The 22,313-nt window shown below is 44.7% G+C and carries 11 protein-coding genes; 3 read left to right on the top strand and 8 right to left on the bottom strand.

Annotation, left to right across the window (positions count from 1 at the left end; genetic code table 11):
- Positions 1-99 precede the first annotated feature (99 nt).
- Complete coding sequence (locus GQS54_RS11890) at positions 100-1,230, bottom strand: DNA alkylation repair protein (protein ID WP_166424204.1); 1,131 nt, start codon at positions 1,228-1,230, stop codon at positions 100-102.
- A gap of 241 nt (positions 1,231-1,471) precedes the next feature.
- Between GQS54_RS11890 and GQS54_RS11885 the strand changes: the two genes are divergently transcribed.
- Positions 1,472-2,083 (top strand): hypothetical protein, encoded by a 612-nt coding sequence (locus GQS54_RS11885; RefSeq protein WP_166424203.1) that lies wholly within the window; start codon positions 1,472-1,474, stop codon positions 2,081-2,083.
- A gap of 138 nt (positions 2,084-2,221) precedes the next feature.
- Here GQS54_RS11885 and ggt read toward each other — a convergent pair whose 3' ends face one another.
- The 3 genes from ggt to GQS54_RS11870 form a co-directional block, all read right to left on the bottom strand.
- Positions 2,222-3,970, bottom strand: coding sequence for a gamma-glutamyltransferase (gene ggt / locus GQS54_RS11880; protein ID WP_166424202.1), 1,749 nt, complete (start codon positions 3,968-3,970; stop codon positions 2,222-2,224).
- 360 nt (positions 3,971-4,330) lie between these two features.
- Complete coding sequence (locus GQS54_RS11875) at positions 4,331-6,280, bottom strand: prolyl oligopeptidase family serine peptidase (RefSeq protein ID WP_205967732.1); 1,950 nt, start codon at positions 6,278-6,280, stop codon at positions 4,331-4,333.
- A gap of 519 nt (positions 6,281-6,799) precedes the next feature.
- Positions 6,800-8,080 (bottom strand): MFS transporter, encoded by a 1,281-nt coding sequence (locus tag GQS54_RS11870; RefSeq protein ID WP_166424200.1) that lies wholly within the window; start codon positions 8,078-8,080, stop codon positions 6,800-6,802.
- Between the two features lie 944 nt (positions 8,081-9,024).
- Between GQS54_RS11870 and GQS54_RS11865 the strand changes: the two genes are divergently transcribed.
- Positions 9,025-9,972 carry a hypothetical protein gene (locus GQS54_RS11865; protein WP_166424199.1) on the top strand — a complete coding sequence of 316 codons (948 nt, stop codon included), beginning with the start codon at positions 9,025-9,027 and terminating at the stop codon, positions 9,970-9,972.
- 668 nt (positions 9,973-10,640) lie between these two features.
- On the opposite strand, the gene GQS54_RS11860 is transcribed toward GQS54_RS11865, so the two are convergent.
- The 4 genes from GQS54_RS11860 to sbcD all read right to left on the bottom strand — a co-directional run bounded on the left by GQS54_RS11860 (position 10,641) and on the right by sbcD (position 19,123).
- Entirely contained in the window at positions 10,641-12,281 is a 1,641-nt protein-coding gene (locus GQS54_RS11860) for a methyl-accepting chemotaxis protein (RefSeq protein ID WP_166424198.1), read from the bottom strand.
- Between the two features lie 616 nt (positions 12,282-12,897).
- The gene (locus GQS54_RS11855) at positions 12,898-13,500 is read right to left on the bottom strand and encodes a thiamine biosynthesis protein ThiC (RefSeq protein ID WP_166424197.1); all 603 of its coding nucleotides are present in this window, start codon (positions 13,498-13,500) and stop codon (positions 12,898-12,900) included.
- 602 nt (positions 13,501-14,102) lie between these two features.
- Positions 14,103-17,813: an SbcC/MukB-like Walker B domain-containing protein gene (locus GQS54_RS11850; RefSeq protein ID WP_166424196.1), complete on the bottom strand. Its 3,711-nt coding sequence runs from the start codon at positions 17,811-17,813 to the stop codon at positions 14,103-14,105.
- A complete protein-coding gene (gene sbcD / locus GQS54_RS11845) occupies positions 17,813-19,123 on the bottom strand; it encodes an exonuclease subunit SbcD (RefSeq protein WP_166424232.1) in 1,311 nt (436 codons plus the stop codon). The genes GQS54_RS11850 and sbcD overlap by 1 nt, the downstream gene beginning before the upstream one ends.
- A gap of 518 nt (positions 19,124-19,641) precedes the next feature.
- Here sbcD and GQS54_RS11840 point away from each other — a divergent pair.
- Positions 19,642-22,170: a TonB-dependent receptor gene (locus GQS54_RS11840; RefSeq protein WP_166424195.1), complete on the top strand. Its 2,529-nt coding sequence runs from the start codon at positions 19,642-19,644 to the stop codon at positions 22,168-22,170.
- Positions 22,171-22,313: the final 143 nt, after the last annotated feature.

The following is a 22,313-nucleotide window of genomic DNA, read 5'->3' as shown; positions in this document are numbered from 1 at the left end:
GATAACACGACAACCTATTTATTTAGGGCTATATCGCCACCGAACGCATTACCATAAAAAACACCATTTTAGCTAAAAATAGCGCTGTGCTTTGTATCTTTAAGGCATGATTAATTCAAAGTCAGCGCGACCCACAGAGAACCCATTCACTATTACTTCAACGCTATGTGCACCGGCATAATAAACCCGAGTGGTAATGGCTTTAATGGCATGTTTTTTCTCAATGCTCAGGATTTCCCGGGGCATTAAGTTGCTGTTACGCCATTTAAACACCTTGCCGGTGGTTTTGCCGTTAGCTTTTTGGTGATGCACGACGTAATCAATCATCAGCGCTTGGGGCGCATCCGTGTTTGAAGTTAACGCTAAACTAAACTGGAGTGCCTCACCGAATATCACTTGCGTAGTTAACACGCTAACCTTTGCCGACACTATTACTGGCGGTGCAAAGCCCAGTGCTGCTAAGGTTCTTTTATGACCATTTTTAATCAAAGTACGACAAGCATGGCGGACTAACCTTCGGCGGTTTTTATTGGCATCTTTTAACCATTGTTCTGCGATATCGGCGACTAACTCTGGGTGATCTTTAGCAATATCATTTAGATTATTGGCAACTGAGCGTCGAACGTATTCTTCGTTATCGTCTTTTAACTGTTCTAACAGCGCGATAACAGGTGCAGGGTCTGCAATAAACATAGGAAGTTGCATGGCCCAAGGTAATCTGGGTCTGCTGCCTTCAGAGACAAGCCGGCGAACATGTTGGTCAGGATCGCTTGCCCACTTGGCAAACATGGCCAAGGTATTTTGCGCTGACTGCAAAATAAAAAAGCGGATAGCAAATTCTGACGACAAACGTTTAGTCATCTCTTTTAGCAGCATCATCGAAAAATCAAAATGTTCTTGGCCCCGCAAGGCCACGTAATGGCTTAGGGTCATGACTGCCCAACCGGATATTCCCGGGTTTTCAGGGCTGCTTGAGGTAGGTGGCTCGTCTTGCAGGGCTGGCAAGCTGGCCAGCAATATTTGGCCTGCATGTGCAAAGTCCGCCGGAAGATAAAGGATCATCGCCTGGGTAATATGCTCAGTACGGGCCTTTAATTCAAGTGACGCCAAACCATTACTGGCGGCGGCTACAAAAGCGGGCTTATCGAACTCCTTGTAATGGAGGCCGAAATATCCCGCCATATCTTCTACAACATGCTGATTTAACGCGTTTTTAAATGGCTCAGCCACGAAAGTGTCCCTATTGATTACGCTGTATGATGATCATAAATGATATTTTGGGATTTTAGCATGTGGTGTGAGTAAATCCTGTTACATCATAAGCAATATGTTCTTGAGTTGCCCTAAGGCACTTTTGACGTAGATGTGAGTCTCAGTAAAGAGCAGGTGAGGTGACAAAGTGGTTTTTGTGACATATTAAAGCACTGTTTCTGACGGTGTTGATTAACGTTAACTGGCAGGAGAATACGTTTTGAAGGTAAATCGTGATGCGAAATCTTATGTCGCGCTAGCGCTGCTGGTGGCTTTTTCGTTGAGCGCTTGTAGTTCGAATGACATTGGGAAAGTAAATGCGGGCACAACATTGGGTCCACCGGATGGTCATCATCGTGGTGGTCGTGATCAAGGCAGGCCGCCTGATGGCGGATCCCAGCGCAGTGTCTGCGAAGCATTACAGCAAGGCCCGTTGAACAATGCAGCACACGGGCCGATGGACAACGCGGATCTTAATCGAGATGGTACCGTTATGCGTGACGAACTCGAAGCATTTATGGATCAAGGGAAATATAGGCGTATTACCCTACTCACATTTTTCGACTTGTTTGATACAAACCAAGACAACAAGCTCAGCGATGAAGAATTCGTTAAAGTTGACCCGCCTTACGGTTTTGATGGCACAGATGCAAATGGTGATTGCGTGGTAACGCGCGAAGAAGTGTTTGCTTACGCCAATCAGGCTGGGCGCAGTTATCGCAAAATTGGACTGGGTCAGTTTTTTGATTTAATGGATACAAACAACGATAACAAAGTCACCGCCACAGAAGTGGAAGCAGCCCATAAAAGCGGCCTTCTTGCTCGATTCTAACGGTTAAATGTATTTTCGCTAAACAAATATGGCGGCCAATTGGCCGCCATATTGTTAATTGAAAAGTCTATTTACGGTATGCATTGCTTCGACAGGATCTGTTGGCGAAGGTTTCTGTTCAAAACAAAGCTGCTCGTTCTAAAGCGTACCGATTATGCCTTCTCTGCGTTTGTCTGCTGCGCCCTCAAGGCTGCCATCAGGTTTACGCATAATCACGCTTAAGCCTGAATTTTCGCCTTTTGATGCATCAACGTCGAATCCCATTTCTTTCATGGCTGAAATTAATGAATCGGATGCGGCATCTTTTTCTAGGCGCACGGTTTTACCCCGGGCAACCATATTCGGCAAATCAACGGCGGCTTGTGGATCCAGTCCCCATTCAAATACACCGACCAATGTTTTAACGGTGTAGGCAATAATGTTATTGCCGCCAGGTGAGCCAGTGGCCATTAAAAAGTCGCCATCTTCGTCTAACACAATGGAGGGAGACATAGATGAGCGTGGGCGTTTATTGGGCGCAACGGCGTTAACAATAGCGTTACCGTTTTTGTCATGATGCTGGAAAGAGAAATCAGTTAATTGGTTGTTCAAAAACATGCCGCCAACCATACGCGTGGTGCCAAAGATGCTTTCAACTGTCGCTGTCATTGAGACCACATCGCCTTTGGTATCCACAATGACAAAGTGCGTGGTGCCGTGAACGTCTTGCGTGGCATCAATCCCCGCGGTTTCATTGCTTGGCGTGTCGTTATAGGCCCAAGGGTCGCCTACGGCATACGTCAGTGGCGTGGCTTTTTCTGATATAAGCGTTGCGCGCTTGGCTAGGTAGTCTTTGTTTAACATGCCGCTAAGAGGCATATCGATAAAGTCAGGATCTGCAATAAATTGGTCTCTGTCGGCATAAGCAAGTTGCTGAGCCTGAGCTAACAATGCCCAATTTTTGGGATCATCTGGGCCTGCAGCACTTGGGCGAGGACCATTTTCTAAAATCCCCATAATCATACCCACTGCTACCCATGACGAAGGTGGCGGTGCGCCACATACTTGGGTATCACGATAAGGCTGACAAAGTGCTGCACGTTTTACCGGCTGGTATGCTGCGATATCTTCTGCGGTTAATGAGCCCGCTCGAGGTTGCTGCTGCACCATAGCCGCGATTTTTTTCGCTATATCGCCGTGATAGAACTCAGCTGGGTCTTTAGCAATGATGTCTAAGGTCTTAGCATAGTCAGGATTTTTTAACTTATAACCTACTGGATAGGGTTGACCAGCGTCATCAAAAAAGTACTCGTGGGCATCCGTTGGCCCTTGGTCTGGTGTACTAGGAATATACTTACCAAAACGCTCTAACATGCCATGTAAGCGAGGAGATATTTCAAAACCTTCGTTGGCAAGTTTGCTGGCGTAATTAAATAGGCTCGCCCATTCTAAGGTACCTTGTTCTTTATGGGCCATCGACAACATAGCCAATACCCCTGGCACGCCGGTAGACAATCCACTCGTTTTAGCTTGAATAAACGGCATTGAGTCGCCGTTTTCTAACATAAACATATCTGGTGTGGCGCCACTTGGGGCAGATTCTCGGCCGTCATACACTGCCAACGATTTTGTTTCATTGTCGTAATGCACCATAAATGCACCACCGGCTAAGCCAGAGCTTTGCGGCTCGACTAGGCTTAGTACCGCTTCAATGGCGACAGCTGCATCGACGGCTGAACCACCGGCGCGCAATACCGCTAGCCCTGCTTGTGTTGCATGAGGGTTTGCGGTGACCACCATGGCTTGTTGTTTGGGTCGATCTACTGCTATTTTTGTTTGATTTTCTGCTGAACTACAGCCCCAAAGACTGGCTGATAAGACCCCGAATACGAATATGTGAAACTTCATTGTTTGTTCCCGATAGTTAAAATCTGATAGTTGAATCAAAGAGGCGAGAATCACTTTTGAATTATGTCAAAACGCGCAGTACACCCAAGCGATGACACGTATTTATGCCACCCTGTATTTTTCTATCATAAATAACCACTTACTGACAATAAACTTGCGCTAATGAGTGCTGAATTAGCGTTTAAGGCGAGTCGTGTCTCTACAATTCGTACTGATACGGATAATTAGGCTGGTATGTTTATTCACTTCGTATTAAAGCCAATGCGCAACAATAACACTCAATATTTGCCAGAAGCACCCACGATAAAGTCATTATTATGGGTGCTCGGTTACGCAATGATTTTGCTACATCAATATCTGTTACAAGTGTTTATTCAAAAACGTAACGACTTTATTCATATAGGCTTTTTGGTTTTCAGGATCGTAAAACCCATGGCTCTCTGCGCTGACGCCATAAAATTCATATTCTTTATCATTTTTATCTAAGGCGTCTTTCAATCGTTCCAATTGCTCAATGGGCGCACGTTGATCTTGTTCACCATGAGCTAAAAAAACAGGAACCTGTATTTTGTCAGCGTGGTAAACAGGTGACATAGATCTAATATGTTCTTTATCCTTACCTAACGTAGTTTCCAAATAACGACTTCCCCAAGAACGGTCAACGATATCACCCTCTTCAAACATCATTTCAAGGTCATAAACGCCGGCATTACTGATGGCACACTGATATGTGGTTGGGTAGTTGATAATACTTTGAATCGCAGAATAACCACCGAAACTTCCTCCCATAATGCAGGCTTTATCTTTCAGTGCTTTGCCCTGTTGGATAGCCCACAGGTATGCATCATATATATCCTGTTGAATAAGCGTACCCCATTCTCCGTAAGCCGCTTTTTCAAAGGATTTACCGTAACCTGTTGAACCACTAAAATTAACCTGTAAAACGGAGTAGCCATTTAACGCCAAGAATTGTGTTTGGGCTGAGTACGTCCAATAGTTACGGATGTGGGGCCCTCCGTGAACGACAACGACCAAGGGCGCAATTTCTGCGTTTTTTGCTGTTTTTGCTTGGGTAAAGTAACCATTTAATTGATGACCGCTATCCGTGGTAAAGCTAAAGGGATCGGTCATGGCCATTTGGTCACTATTGAGTTTCGGAAATTTCTTAAATAGAAACGTTAAGGCGTTTGCTGTTTTATCGTAAATAAAGAAGCTGCCAGCATCTATGTCTGAAGAGACAAGTAAGGTGTACAGCGATCCGTCATTGGAATGGCTGGTGATGTCAACCGATTCACCGGGAAAAGTCGCCAACAGGCTCTTAAATACCTTGGCCTCAGGTAAAGACGTATTCAGCATGTAATAGGCTGGAAAACCGTCATCAACACGCAATCCATATATATTTCGGCCATCTGTTGTTAACGAGACACTCGTTATATCAACCTTTTCGTCTGTTAAAATAGCGTTGCTTTCACCACTTTTAAGATCGAATTTAAATAAACCTGTTTTATCTTGTCCTAAATTATCTAAAGCATATAAATAGCTATTATCTGTGCCTACGGTTAGCGGTGTAAAGGCGCTGCCAAAATCTTGGTTAGGTATTTTTTGCCAATCACCATCTTGAAGGATATAAACTTGGCGTTTGAAGTCTTTATCAGTGCCGTAAGCAACGGTTAATTGTCCATTTTCATTGGTTAAAAAATTTGCAGTAATAACGGGCGAAATCGCTACTCGTTCTTTTAGTAGTCCCTTGTAGATATCAATTTTATTTATATCCGCAACGCGATCACCAGAATCACTCCAAGGCGTTGAGCTAATCAATATATGATTAGGCTCTTCAGGCAGTAAGTCGATAATGTTAGCCCAGCCTCGCGTTTCCTTTTGTTTTTGTATTCGCGTACCAATTTGACTTTCGCCTGCTCGATAACCATAAATAATACTGCCTCTCGTACCGTCATAATCGATGGCGTATAACTCACCGAAAAACCTAGCTTCACGCAACCCAGCCACTTTTTGGTTAATTTTAATAACAACGCGTTCGTTATTTGCCCAGTAGTATTCACCCACCTCGTTTTTGCCTGATAGGTTCAGCGACCCAGCTAATTCCATTGAAGTACGATTTAAAAAAACCAGAACACGCTTGCCTTCAGACATCATGGCAACCGCTATATGTCCACCATCTGGTGATAACTTTACGTCTTGATATTTGGCATCGTCGAATAAATCATCCCAATTCTGGGCGTAGGTAGATGAGCAACACAGCACTAAGCTCAAGAAAAAGACTGCTTTTGTTATTATTGTTATTCCCTGCATAATCAAACTCACTATCTATTTTTATAGATTTTTATTTTTAGGCTACCGCTAACTCAATATGTGTATTCGTAACCTTATGATTTCCTTTCATTGTTAAACATTAAAATATTGATTAACCCTCCATACTGCTTTTTATCTAATGGTTTTAATTCCATTATATTTGAGTGATTAACTATCCATTATTTATATTGCCACGGTCAAGTTTTTGGAGTGAAAAATTCCCCGCCAGCAATGTCGAATATGCAGATCTTTTTGTTTTAAAGCGGGGTGTAGGCATGTGAGGTAATGTAGCGAATAAATAAAGCCAGGTAGTCAACATATTGCAAGTTGAAAGGGCGTTAATAAAGCATCAGGCGTGATAAAAGGAACGTAAGCAATCTTGTTGTTTTTTTTTAAGTCAGAGGTAGGGCAATGACAACGCTTTAAAATAACGCCTCAAAAATTAACTGCTTTTAAGAGGCGTCATCATGGTTACGTTAGTAAACTAAATGCTTAATCCTTACAGCGCAAGGCTATTGCCTAAGCAGTGACCTTTTGGTCGTCGTCGGTAAGCCTATTAACGGCTGAACCGCTGCGAATGTACTGAACTACCGCGAGCAGAATAACGAGACTAGAGAACATCAAAGCATAACGCAGAGATTCGGCACCATATTCGGGAGTCAACGCGTCACTCATCATACCGGTCACGACAGGGCCACAGCCTAATCCGACAATATTCAAAATAAAGAACAAGATAGCCGACGTGGTTGCACGCATTGATGGCTTAACCAAATGATGAGAAATCGCGATAGTCGGCCCAAGGTAACAAGAACCAAAAACATTACTGATAAATATACACACCAATACCCAGGTTAATGAGTCTAGACTTAACGCCAACAAAGCAAACGGCACTGAAAGTAACACGCCAATAGCCGGTACCCACATATACCAACGTAAATTGATTTTGCCGAATTTGTCAGCTAAAAAGCCGCCGCTTAGGGCCCCAATTACGCCTGATAAACCAATAATTAGGCCCAGAGACACACCTACTTCCGAGATGCTCATACCATGACTTCGAATTAAGAAAGAAGGGATAAAGGTTAACGTAGAGTAACCAGTAAAAGCACAGAAACCCGCAGCAAACGCCGCTTTACGGAAAGGCTTAGACTGCCATAAATAACTAAGAGTTTCTTTAAAGGTATATTTTTGACCTACAGTTGGGTCAGACACCATACCAGAACCGCCGCGAGGTGGCTCTTTAAGGGTAAAGCGCACCACGACGGCCATCAAAATGCCGGGTAAACCTACCGCGAAAAACGCCATACGCCACCCGATTTTGTCAGCCAACCAGCCACCTAATAACAGGCCAACCAAAATACCCAGATACAACCCCATGCTATAAATAGACATGGCGGCACCACGTTCTTCAGGCTCATAATAATCGGATATCATCGAGTGAGAAGGCGGACTCGCACCGGCTTCGCCGATACCGACACCAATTCTGGCCAGTAGTAATTGGGTATAGTTTTGTGCCAAACCAGATACTGCGGTCATACCGCTCCATACGACCAAGGCCATACTGACAATATTGCGTCGATTACCCACATCGGCCCAACGTGCAATGGGAATGCCCACCACCACATAGAATAAAGCAAAAGCAAAACCGGTCAGTAAACCCAGTTGGGTATCAGACAACCCAAGTTCGGCTTTAATCGGCTCTTGTAGAATGACCAGAATCTGCCGATCAACAAAATTGAAGATATAAACCAAGGTAAGAATAAACAGGACATACCGTCGATAACTGCGTGTTTCCGCATTCATAAGACATTCTCAAGTGACTATTTTCATATAGGAAAATCGAGTATGCCGTCTAACTTTTATCTGCTCAAGCACCAGAAATGCGTGCAAGGGCTCTTAACGACCTGTAGACGAAGGTCGCATGCGTTTACAAGTCAGTAACAATGCGGTTACGCGGGGATTACATTGGGATCAGAAGATATCTATTTTTATTATGAATGAATTATTATACCTGTTGTTTTGCTAATAATGTGCTGTGCACACTGAGCATGCGCGTTGCTTATTAATGTGCTGCGCACACGGCATCCATGCCTTTTTTCAAACGAAATCCATTTCGTCCAACTGACTTTTCTTCAACAGCTAAGAAAAGTAAGCACAAATTCATCGGGAATTAATTTGAACATCCATAGGATGGCCTAAGCGATTCTCGCGCAAGGTGAAATGCATGGACGCATTTTATAAAAGAAGCCGCTCTCCAGCAAGTCACTTATTCCCTGTGCGTCTCGACTAACACTGGTCGTGAAAACGCGTTCCCGACGCGGCTTTCACTTGAATGACATCCATGTCATTAATCCAGCATGAGCCTTCGATGCTCGGGGTGACTTGAGTCGGTGAACAAAGCAAAGCATGCGCTGCGCTTATTTATGGCCTTCGGTCACACAGAACAGCTTCGCTGCATACACACTACGTGTGCTAAGCAAACGCTTCGCTCATCATGTGCTGCGCGCACAGAATTTTCGCTGTGCTCACTTAGGCGCTTTGCGCACCTAGTATTCGCTTTATCCAGACGTTCATGGCTGGCCTCCTGGCAAGTTCGTTTAAAATACCTAAAGCTAAATGACTTGTAATTAGAAAATTTTGTTTCTAATAACGTTAGAAGAGCTATGATTATTTTTGGATATTATTCCTTTACTTGCATTGCGTGTTAGTAAGCGAGTTTATATATTTCAGCACACATGGAGCAGTTGATGCCTAACCACGCTGTATTACACTCTATAAAATTCAGCACCGTCGTCGTGCTTTTGACACCAGTTACTCTATTTTTTCTCTATATCGTTTTGTACATATCGCTCGAATGGGGGCTTGGAATTTCAATCACCTATGTAGATGATGCGGAACTCTTCTTTGGAGGCGGATACCCAACACTTGATGAAACTCTAAATAGATCTGCTTGGGGTATATCTTTGATTCTCTCTAGTGTCATCAATATATTTTTATTAGCCTATTGTCTTTACTTTATTCTGACCTTTAAAAATGAATACGCCTTTCGCAAGGCTGTATTAGCAGCAATTTTAGTTTTCGGTGCGTTGTTGATATGGTACTTCATATCTTTTGCAGATCTGGGCGGCGGTATTGCCGAAATTCTTTACAAGCATATTGAAACCACAATAAGCGTTGTTCAATTCCGAATGGTGATAAACCTAACAGCGGGCACTGGTTATTTGAGTGTTTACTTTGTAGCCGTGTTGCTCAGCTTTATTTGCTTCAAGGTCAGAAAGTCTAGCTATTCGGATGCAATACAATATCTAAGAATATATAAAACTGTTTTTTACTTAATGGTGACATATTTATCAGCGACTATCCTGCAGTTATTCCTACAATATCAATGGCTAACCACTTTCATAAATAATAACAATCATGCAATTAGCTCGCTCACGAAAGTGTACCCTTTCATAATGAGTGTTTTCTATGCGGGGATTGTCGTAACACTCTTTGTTCCGACCACTGAATTGTTAAAAAATCTAGTTATTGCATCCTCACATCAAAATCGTGAGGCTATACCAGAAGAGAAAATACACGAGTTGTTCCCCAGCCAGAGTGGTGTTGATGGCCTGCTAGGGAACATCAAATCCGTTACGCTCTTTTTGGCTCCTATTATCACAGTTATTTTTGCTGACTTGATAAAGGGGCTTTAGAACGGTTCTTTAATATCTCCTAAAGGTCGCTGATCTCGAAGTTTTAGAAACCATAAAACGTTTTTTGCGATAATAACCAACACATAAATATTTACTGGAGGTGTTTTTACACCTGTGTTGATTGACGTTCATGTATGCGTTGTATGCACTGAGATTACGCTTCGCTAAACCACAAGAACTAAGGATGAAGACCACTTCAGTCTCACTCTGGATTAATGACATGGAAGTCATTCAAGTGAAAGCAGCGTCGGGAACGCGTTTTCACGACCAGTGTTAGGCAAGACGCGCAGGGTAAAGTGACTTGCTGGAGGCCGCTTCTTTACTTCGGGCTAGCCATGCCCTACGTGCTGCGCACCATCCTTCGGATGTTCAAAGTTGTTCCCGACAAATTTGTCTGGTTACTCTTTCTTAGCTGTAGAAGAAAGAGTCGCTGGTGCGGCAGGGATGCCGTATCAAAAACGTAATGCGACCAACATGGATGTTGGAAGGTAGGGCAACGCAGGGAGCACCGGGCTGGCGTTCCAATTGCCGAGATGCCGATAAGTGCAGCGCATGCTTAGGTTCGCGTAGCGAATGCTCCGTGTGCACTAAGCGTAAATTCCAGCCGCGCAGCGATTACCAACTGTGCGAAGCACATGTTGCCTTCGAGCAGATCAACTAGCTTCCCCTCAACCGAGTTTAAAATAACCCACAGTTGCTTTTAATTCTTGCGATAAAGCATCAAGTGATTGGGTGACTTCGTTATTTTTTTGCAGGGCGGCGATTGATTCAATTGACATGGTATTGATGTCTTGCATTGAGATGGATATTTTTTCGATAAACGCCACTTGCTGATTGGTTGCGCTGGCCACTTCTTGCACGTTGCGTAATGAGTTGCTCGCTTGCTTTTCAATATTAAGCAATAAGTCTATTGTTTCGATAGTTAACGCGCGGCCGTTTTCAACAAGGGGTTGGGTTTTTTCCATTGCCATAACCGAAGCGGCTGTTTCGGCTTGTACTTCGTTTATCATACTTTCAATTTGCTGGGTGGCTTCACCTGTGCGCAGTGATAGGTTTCTGACTTCATCTGCGACTACCGCAAACCCGCGGCCGCTTTCGCCTGCTCTGGCTGCCTCGATAGCGGCATTAAGGGCTAATAAATTGGTTTGGTCAGAGATGCTGCCAATAACACTGATAATACTGCCAATCTCTTTGGTTCTGTCTTCTAGTTGTTTGATTTGCATAACGGTTGCACCAACCGTGCTAGAGATTAACTCCATTTCACGGGCGCTTTCATCGATTTTTTCTTTGCCTAGTTTGGCAAATTTAGAGGTTTCTGCGGAATTGATTTCTGACTGGGACATGGATTCAGACACATGTGCCAGCCCTTGACGCATGGTATTAAGGCTTTCAGTTGTTTCACTTGTGAGCTTGGCTTGTATTTGGGCGGCTGTATACACTTGTTCAGAGCCAGCAGAGACCATTTGAGTTTGCCCGGCAAGTTCAGTTGCGCCGTTAAAAATACTGGCTACGATCCCGCGCAGTTTTTCGCGCATGGTGACTACTGAGCCCATTAGGCTTTCAGGGCAACATGTATCGATTTGGGTATTTAAATCGCCTGAGGTCATATTTGCCAGTGCATCGGCCGCTACAGAGGGTTCTGCCCCTAATTGATTGGTTAAATTACGACTGATAAAAACTGTGACGCCCACACCGATAAGAATGGCAAGGCTGGTAATAATCACCATGAGATATTGAAAATTACCCGCTACTTCGCGGGCTTTTGGGGTAGCGACTTTATTCACTTCTTCTTGATAGTCAATAAACCCATTAATGACTTTTAACCATTGCTTAAAATTACCCGCAACCTCAGAGGCGAGTAATGATTTAGCCTGTGCGCCATCACCCTGTTGCGTTAGGGTAATAATCTGTTGAATTTGCGGGGTTGTTTTTTTCTGTATAGCAGCGACTTTTGTTAAAATACTCATTTCCTCAGGCGTAAAAATCACCCCCGAGTCAATCATGTTTTTCATCCCTTGCTCAGATTCATGGTAAAAGGTTTCTAGGGTATTAATATGCCTCGCCAATACCTGCACCTCAGCATTATTGGTCGCTAATACGACGTCACGTATATCAATTGCCCGGTCATGCACACTACCTCGATAGTTAATTGCGTAGCGCTGTTTGACTGAATTAACATCAGATATTTCAGTTAAGGTCTCATCAATGTAGTTCACATTCTGAATACCAATAACAACTAACGACACCATCATAAATAACACTAACCCAAAGCCAGCAAATAATTTTTGTCGAATTGTCATGTTATGCATTTTGAGCCTTTAGGTTTCTTGGGAAAGATGGCTGTCTGTAATAGTACGATAACGCTTTAATAAGCTATCGGCATATTAAAGAAGATAAGTAGACCTTTTACAAAAAGAAAGTATTTCACCCATAAACAGCCAACGCTTAAAAAACGCGATAAATCCATAAGCGCAGCGCATGCTCCGGCTACATAGTCGCTTGTTTCCACGACCGTTGTTAGTCAAGACGCACAGGAAATAAGTGACTTGCCCCAGGGCGGCTTATTTTATGAGATGCCGATAAACGCAGCGCATAGGTGAGCAACGCTTTTATCTAGGAAACGATTCGCCGAATTAGCAGGGCACTCGTTCTGAATTTATGTTGGCTATAAGGCTATAACCTCACTCGTTTTTGGGGAAAAGAGGGCTGATATGTCTGTAATTCTTCGACCTAATACTTAAACGTCTCTGCCCCTTTTATTCTCCTTGCGCCACCTAACATACGAGATAATTTGTTAAAACGTAGCGAACCATCTTTTAGATGACAAAGAATTTTGCTACATATAAGAATAAACATCAGCACATGCATTATGCACCGATGTTTATTCTTTATTTAAAAAGACTCTCTCGCGTAAGACATTAAGCCTTAATCTTCCTTACGGTAAAGACTTATCAAGCATATCGCTAAAAGTAACGTTGCCATCACGCCTGAGCCGCCAGCAACGCCTGAGGGAAGAAAACCATCTCGGCCAAAGGTAATTAATATGCCATTGGCAAACATTGCAACGACACCGGCTAACGCTGTAAGCCCCCCTATTGCTTTGCCACCTTTAGCTATACTTGCCGTTCCAAAAACAAGTGCTGCTAGCCCCAATAATACTTTGGCTGCATAGTAAATCATGAAAGACAAAGCAACCACACCACCAATTAAAGGTTGTGCCCCTTCAACGTTACCCGCAACTTTTCCAAATGATGAAAACAAAGACAGGCCAATACTTACCTGCACGATGTTAAGCACAGCACTAAATGCAATAGCTGACCATCCGAGTTGAGAGTTTTTAGCCTGTACCATAGCCGCACCAGCAAAAGAGACAAGAACAGTAAATACCACTGCTTCTAGCCCCCACAAAATCTGTCTTGAAAAGCCTATTTCAGCAACATAAAGAGCAGTATAAATAGCCTGTGTTATCGCCAACACCAACAATAAATATGCCGTAATTAGCATGGTGCGTTTATTCGTAAACTCCATTATGTACCTCTTATAATTTTAAATTTAACGCCTTCTCATAGCTTTAATTCACTAGATTAGCCTTAGTTTTTTATGGTCCACCACAAATAAGTGGTAAATGACCGTATCTAGTTACCCGCCCAATACATAACGTATAGAAGCTATTATCAGCGTGCAAATTGCTAACATTATTAGCTGATTTAAACGCAGTGGCAATTTTTGAAGCAGCATGCTCCATTTACAATATAAAACCTACTAAATCAAAGTTACATACGAAGCTATTATCGTGACATAACGCTCAAAAAAAGGAGTTTTATGGGTGTAGTAGCTTTGAATGCACTAAATCAATGAAACTTTCTAAGCAGTAGTTTTCATATTGAAAAGCATAAGACAGGTGAAGTTATTTAATTCTTTCACGTGGCGAGTTAACAGGATGGGGAAGCTGTAACTCCGTTATGGGGATAACCACCAAGGACGGGTTTAAACTCAGTTTTATATTATAAGTTTTCGAAGAGCCTAGTAAGCGAAGTGCATAGTTAACTTGCGCAGCAAGCGCTTGATGCGAAGCGTAATCTTAGTCGTGTAGCGATAAATCAGCGCAACTGATTGCCTCACGTGCAGCGCTAAACCACCGCGTACTTACGATCCAACTCACTCACCCCCAAACCACTCTTCTTAGTCACCGTCAATTGCGCAACAATTCGCTCTTTCATGGCTTCAACATGACTGATCACGCCAATCATCTTGCCCGAGGCATGCAGATTATCCAGCGCATCTAAGGCGATATCTAAGGTTTCACTGTCTAGAGTGCCGAATCCTTCATCGAGAAACAGTGAATCGATACTGGTTTTATGACTGACCAGTTCAGATAAGGCCAGCGCCAACGCGAGGCTGACTAAGAAGCTTTCGCCACCGGATAAGGTTTTGGTGTCCCGTTGAATATCCCCTTGCCATGTGTCTATAACGCTAAGGGCCAAACTGGCGTCGGCTTTGCGTTTAAGCAGGTATCGACCATGTAAACGTTCGAGCTGTTTATTGGCTAAGTACATCAAATTATCAAGGGTGAGCCCTTGAGCAAAGGTACGGAATTTGTCGCCTTTCTGTGAGCCAATCAAGGAATGTAAGTAGTGCAGATGTTCAAATTCTTGCCTATGTTGGTCGATTTGCAGCAGCAGGGTTTGTTGCTCGCCTGTACGCTGGCTGTCTGAGCTTAGTGCGTGGCTAATTTCCCCTTCGCGCTTGGTGAGTGACTGTCGCTGCTGAGACAATACGTCAAGAGCGCTCGCCACGTCTTGCATGCTGGTTTGTTGCCATTGATCGGCATTAGGCGTACTTAGCAACGTAGCGACCTGTGTTTGGGCTTGCTCAAGCAACGCTTGAGCTCTGGCGTGGGCGTCGTCTAATTGCTGTTTAAGTTGCTCGAGTGACGCTCGGGTGGCTTCGTCGAGTAACGCGGCTTCAAAGGCCTGCTGATTAACAAAAGGACTATTCTTTAAACGCTCAAGCCAGGCTTGTTGACGTGTGCGCAAGCGCACTTGATTTTGCGTTAGCTGTGCCTGAGCATTTTGCACATTCGCTGCGTGAGTATTGTGCTCGCGCTCAGCGAGGCTTAGCTTTTCTTGTGCCTCATTGACGCTTTGCTCGAGTGTGCGCAAGGACTGAGCTAGCTTATCGCGCTCGTTTTTAACAGATTTGTCAGCGAATAGGGTAAAGCGCTTTTCTTTAAGGCTGGCAAGCTTGCTGGTCAGGCTGTCTCGTTCTTGAATGATTGCTGTTAACTGGGCATCTAGGTCTGTTAGTTGCGCTTGAGTATGCGCATGTGTGCTGCTGAGCTTTTCAATCTGGCTTAGGGCTTCGTTGTGCTGGGTACAATGGTGCTCCCATTGTGTGGCGTCTTGCTCTTTACGTTTTAGCCATTGCAGTAGTTCGTTATCTTGCGGGGCAGGGTAGCCATGACCCTGAATTTGCTCCGCTAACGTGGCACTTAATTGGGCAACGCTTTGGCTAAGGTTAGCGTGATCCTCTTTCAAGGCCTGTACTGTGCGGGTATGACTTTGCAGTGCATGCTGAGCAAGTTGCAACGCTGAGTCGTGTGCTTGAACGTGAGCTTGGCTTTGCTGCCACTGCTCTTTATGTTGATTGAGCAGAGTGGTTTGCGTTTTGAGCTGTTTAATATACTCACTTAGCTGGGCTGATTGCGCCTTAATTTTCTGTTCAACATGAGAGAGGTGTTCGCTATTTTCAATGGTTAATAACTGACTATCTTCATTTGCAAGTATGGTGCTATCTGTGCTTTGAATGTGCGCTGCACAAGTTTGCCAATGCTGAACTAGGGCGCTTTGTTCATGGTGCAACCCATCAATGCGTTGGCTTAGCTCCTCATGTGCGCGAATAAGTGATTCTAGCTTAGCGCGAACTTCAAGCCCTTGTTCTTTTAGCTGATTAAGGTGTTGTTCGGCTTGTTCTTTTTGCTCAATCGTGTGGGGAATATCTACTGCTACATCACTGCCAGCGGGATGTTCCTTTGCGCCGCATAAAGGGCAGGGGGTGCCTTGTTCAAGCGCCGCGCGAAATTGTACGAGTTGCTCTTCTTGGCTAACCAACTGCGTAAACAGTTTAACTTGCTGCTCTTGTGCCTTGTATTGGTTTTTAAGGGCCTCACGCTGGGTATTTAGCTTGCTCTGTTCGGCTTTATTAAGCTCGATAGCGTTATGCTTTTGCGTCAGCTCTTGGTGTTGCTTCAGCCACTGCTTTTGGGTGTTTTTGAGCGTCAACATATCAGGCAACACCTGACTTAGCGTACTAAGACGCTGTTCCAAAGCACTTAAATCACCCTGTTGCTCAAGCGCAGTTAATTGTTCTGTGTGTTGTTGATAACTTTTTTGTCGCTCATTGGCTTGAATCACACTGTCGGCATGTTGCTTTTGCTTACTTTGCACGGCTTGTTGCGCGCTCGCTAACTGGCGCTGTTCATCGGCCATTTTTATCGCTAAGGCATCTTGGCTTTGCTGGGCTTGATGTAATTGGGTCGCCTGGACTTGCCACTGACCTAAAAATTGTTTTAAGGCGCCATCGGCTTTGTGCGACGCAAGGTAATGATCAGCCTGGGCCAAGCGTTGTTGATGGGAGGTCAGCGCTGCTTGTGCACGTTGGTGTTCGCTGAGTACTGCGGCCTTTTTAGCATTCAGGTTGTTATGCTTCTCTTGAACGTAAGCCGTCTGCTCTTGATATTTGACTATTTCGTTATCAAGGGGGATGACGTCATCATTAATGCATTTCTCTTGGGCGATATGCGCGTCTTTGCTGGTTTTTAATTCATTGCTTAATGCTAGCGCAATACCCTTACGCTCATTTAGCGTCACAAGACTGTTAGCGAGCAAGGTATCGCTTTGGGTGATATTTTTCTTATCTTGCTCGCATTGTGCTTGGGTATCGGTTAATAACTCAAAAGGAGCTCGTAATGCTTCACTAGGGTGACTATTGGCTAGGCGTTGCAGCGCTTCTTTTTGTTGTTCTTTGTTTGCTTGGGCTTGTGCCACGTGCTGTTTGGCTTGCTCGAGAGCACTATTGGCGCCATTAAGCTGTTGCCACCAATTCACGTGCGCTTGCTGGGCTGTTATTTTTTTGCCCAGTGCGTTTTGCTCAGTAAGCAAGGTGTGTTGCTCGTCTTGCAATTGTTGTTTTTGCTCAGGGTTTAATAACTGTACGCCTTTCGCTTGCGCCTCTAGCTCAGCCAGTTGTTGCTTGGCTTGGCTGTAGTGCTGATGAACACGCTCTGATATAAGCCCATATATTTCGGTTCCCGTAAGCTCTTCTAATAATTCAGCGCGTTGCTTTTCATCGGCATTTAAAAACGCAGCAAACTCCCCTTGGGAGAGCATCATGGATTTGGTGAATCGGCCAAAGTCCAGGCCGGTGATTTGCTCGATAAGTTCTGATTTTTTCTTGATCTGATTAGCCAAGACCTTCTGGGATACCACTTCACCTAGTTCAACCACGGCAGCTTGCAGATTGCCCTCGGCGTTACCCCGTGAACGGCGCATGCTCCAAAATGCGCGATAAGCCACACCTTTCACTTCAAATTCCACTTCGGCGCTACACTCGGCGGTGCCACGGGTCATGATTTCATTATTGTTGGCCGATAAAGCACCTAAACGCGGAGTTTCGTGATAGAGCGCTAAACAAATCGCATCAAGTAGGGTTGTTTTACCCGCGCCAGTTGGGCCAGTGATAGCAAACACACCATTATCGGCAAAAGGGGCTTGGCGAAAATCTATTTTCCACTGGCCTTTTAGGGAGTTTAAATTGCTAAATTGCAAGCTAAGAATTTTCATTATTTAGCCTCCTCTTGGCGCACTTCTTCTACTATATTGGCAAACGTTTCACGTATTTGGACTAAGCGTTGTTGCTCTTGATCCCCCTCGAATGCTTCAAGGGCGAGACGTTTTTCAAACACATCGAACGGGGTGAGCTCAGCAAGGGTCTCGTTTTTTATTTGCTGTAAACTTTGCGCGGTTTTATGTCTGGCGCGGCGCAATTGCAGTACTTCAACGTTTCGCCCTTCAATTAAGCTTTGAATTTTTTGCTGCAAGTCGCTTAAGTAATCTTGCACTTCAACATGGATACACAACCATGTGGCTAGTTCGTTGCTTTGCGCAAAGGTTTGGCTGTTGTCGGTTTGCTCTGCGCTTTCGTCAACTCCTTCATCTTCACTGCTACGCATGGGATAAGCCGCTAATTGTTGGGTAATGCTGTCAATATCCCCTTTGAGCATAGCCATTGGCTGAAACAGTGGGATCGCTAATGGCGTAATTGTTCGCTGGCCAGTGTGGTCAAATTCCACTAGCACGACTTGCTTTTGTGATTTTAGCTCATCAAAACTCAAAGGAATGGGCGAGCCGCTGTAGCGAATATGCTCTGACTTGGCGACTATCTGCGGGCGATGAATATGCCCCAGCGCGATGTAATCCGCAGGGGGGAAACCCTCAGCAGCGAAGCCATCTAGGGTGCCGATATAAATCTCACGGACAGATTCAGACTGGCTGACGCCCAAGGCAGTTAAGTGACCGGTCGCGACAATGGGTATGTGTCTTCCCGTACCAGCGGTTATGTGATTTCGACGGGTGACTGCATGTTGATAGATGTTGGCATAGTGGGCTTTTATCGCTTCGCTTAAGGCGAGCTTTTTGTCTTCACTGGTTTCACCTGAGCGACTTTGCAATACATCGCGAGGGCGAATAAAGGGAATGGCACATAAAATGGCGCCCACCTCATCATTGGCGTCGGTTAGTTCGATAACTTGCTGCTCTATATCGTCGCAGGTATTAGCGATGACATAGGTGTGCAAACATGCGAGTAATTGCTTGGATTCGTTCAAGGTAGACACTGAATCATGGTTACCCCCTAACACCACTAATGTGCAGGTCAGTTTGCTTAGCTCTACTACAAATTGATTATACATTTGCCGGGCGTAGCTGGGCGGCGTACCGGTATCAAAAATATCACCGGCAACGATTACCGCATCAATTTCATGTGCCTGAATTTGCGCAAGCAACCAATTTAAGAAGGCTTGGTGTTCGTTTTTACGGCTTTTAGTAAAGAAGTTTTGCCCGAGATGCCAATCAGAGGTGTGTAGAATTTTGATACGCCAAGTCCTTACTGTTTTTACAATTAATATACTGCTAATACCAAGTGTACTGCATCGATGGGGCGCAAAGTAGACAGCGAAGAAAATTCATTGTCAGGATCAGCAAAGCATGTTGTTACTCATGCTTGTGGCAAGTATAACGTTAGTCGCTTGCTTGCTTTGGCGCGTGATAACGGTTTAGCCAAATATTTCGTCTGCTGATCGAAGACGTTGGGGTGTTTTAAGCGACATTAGCCTTCTTTAACCGATAACTGTTTAGTTTTCGAAGGGGTTAACCTATTGATTTAACTGGTTTGTTTTTAAGCTTTTAAGGGCAAAATTTGTAACTAAATATGTGTAATCGCGCCGATGGAGGCTTTTCGTGTTAATAGTGTTTGCAGCTCAGATTAACTGGGCAACCACATATTCAACGACTGTTATAATAATAATAAATCGTTCTTCTGGCCGGACAGAAAGCAGTAGCAGAAGACGACGCAGTGTTGAGCATTTCATATTGATACTGGGACATACAACTCATGAAGAAAACACATATCTTTAAAGCCAAAGAGCAGTGGTTAAAAGTCGCGCTTATGATGAGTGCTTCATCGGCAATTTTAAGCGGCGCAAATGTTTACGCCCAAGAACAAACAGTGGAAGCTGCAGATGAACTAGAAAAGATCAGCGTTATCGGCTCTCGGCGTTTAGGACGCACCGTTGAAGACAGCCCTGTGCCTATTGATATCATTGGCGCAGAATCGTTAAGCACGACTGGGCAAACTGAAACCAATATGATTTTGGGCAGTTTGCTGCCTAGTTTCAACTTTCCTCAGCCTTCATTGACCGACGGTACTGATCATGTACGCCCAGCTCAGCTGCGTGGTTTAGCGCCGGACCATACCTTGGTACTGGTCAACGGTAAACGTCGTCATTCTAATGCATTGCTTAACCTTAATGGCTCAACAGGTCGTGGTTCATCAGCAGTCGATTTAAATGCCATACCGGCCAATGCAATTGAGCGTATTGAAGTATTACGCGACGGCGCTGCTGCTCAGTACGGTTCTGATGCGATTGCGGGCGTCATTAACATTGTACTCAAAAGTGCCAGTAGCGGTGGTTCAGCCTCTGTAACATACGGTGCTAACGTAACAACGATGGACGGTGTTCCTGACTTAAAAGATGTAGGCATTGATGAAAACGGCAATTTGGCGTTCACTGAAGGTGGCGATCGCGAATTAACCGACGGTCAAACAGCGACCATGCGCGCCAATATGGGCTTTGAGCTTGGCGAAGATGGTTTTTTGAATATCTCTGCTGAATTTCGTGATCGAAGCGCGAGCAATCGTTCTGACTATGATAATCGTGAAAACTACGACCGTATCGACGGTGAGCTTGACCCCCGCGAGCTAACTTGGGATCGTTACAACCACAACTTTGGCAATGGTGACGTACAAGATGTAGCCGTGTTCTTTAATGCGGGTCTTGAGTTAAACCCAAATGCTGAACTGTACTCATTTGGCTCGTACAGTACTCGTGAAGGTGAAGGCGGTGGTTTCTATCGTCGTGCCAGCGACAGCCGCAATATTGAAGCGATTTATCCCGATGGCTTCTTACCGATTATTACCTCTGATATAAACGATTACTCATTTGCCACTGGTGTAAAAGGTGTTATGAGCGATTGGAACTACGACGCTTCTGCAGTTTACGGTGAAGATGAATTTCAATTTGGCGTCAAAGACAGCTTAAATACGTCTCTTGGGCCTACAAGCCAAACGGTATTTGATGCCGGTACGCTAATTTATGACCAACTTACCTTAAACGTTGATCTTAGCCGTGAAGTCGATGTTGCAGGCTTAGACAGTGGGTTGAACGTGGCAGTGGGTGCTGAATATCGCCGTGAAGGTTACGAGATACAAGCGGGTGAAGAAGCATCTTATATTCAAGGTGAGTTTGGTGGGTCTGCTGGCTCGCAAGTATTCCCTGGCTTTACCCCTGAATCGGCGGGCAGCAATAGCCGTCACAACATCAGTTTGTATGTGGATTTAGAGGCCTATATTACCGAAAACTGGAATGTAACAGTGGCCGCACGTTACGAAGACTATTCTGATTTTGGCTCAACGGTTAATGGTAAATTTGCTACTCGTTATACAGTGTCCGAAGATATTGCTCTTCGTGCGTCGGTGTCTACCGGCTTTAGAGCGCCGTCTTTACAGCAACAGTACTTTACGTCGATCGCAACCGTGTTCGTGGATGGCGAACCCACTGAAACCGGTACGTTTGCGCCTAGTAGTAATGTTGCTCAAGCACTTGGCTCTCCGGGTCTAGATGCAGAAGAAGCGGTTAACTATGGTGCGGGTATTACTTGGTCACCTGATTCAAACTTCAGTTTGTCAGTGGATTATTACAATATTAAAATTGATGACCGTATTGTGTTGTCTAACAACCTATCGGGTGAAGGCATTGAAGGATTACTTGCTGGCACCGGCGCTAACCGCGCGCGCTTCTTCTTAAATGCGATTGACAGTGAAACCTCTGGTGTGGATGTTGTGGCTTCGTACAACACAGACATTCAAAACTGGGGTGACATTGCCTTTAATGCTGGCTTTAACTACAACAAAAACGAAGTAACTGACGTTATTGACCCACCTGCAGTACTCGCTGGGGCGGGTTTTGACCAAGGTAATTTGTTTGATGATGTAGAGCTGCGTCGTTTTGAAGTGGGTTCACCTAAAACCAAGCTTAACTTAAGCGCGGTATGGAGCATGGACGAGTGGCACGCCACCTTGCGCACCACGCAATACGGTGAAACTCAAGAGCCATCAAGCAACCCCGCGACTAACGAAGTGTTGCCAAGAAAATGGGTGACGGACTTAGACGTAGGTTATGATGTAACAGAAAATCTGACCCTAACCTTAGGCGCCAACAACTTGTTTGACGTTTACCCAGACACTACCCGTGAATTGGTCGACGAAGTGGGTACATTCTCACGCTTGTTCCCATACTCTGGGTTCTCGCCGTTTGGTTTCTCGGGCCGATTTGTTTACGGTAAGGTTGCGGTAACATTCTAAAGGCAGGTCTTTGGCGGTCTTGTTAGGCCGCTAGTTGGTCACGCAAGTATGCTGACATAACAGAGTAATATAAAAACATTATCGGGGGCAGCATATGCTGTACCCCGATTTTTTATCTTTTACACAAGGTATTTGCGTGGCGG

This window comes from Paraglaciecola sp. 20A4 (genome assembly GCF_011378905.1).
In the GTDB taxonomy this organism is placed as follows: Bacteria; Pseudomonadota; Gammaproteobacteria; order Enterobacterales; family Alteromonadaceae; genus Paraglaciecola.
The sequence above is the reverse complement of the archived record's forward strand: the minus strand, read 5'-3'. Positions and strand labels throughout refer to the sequence as shown.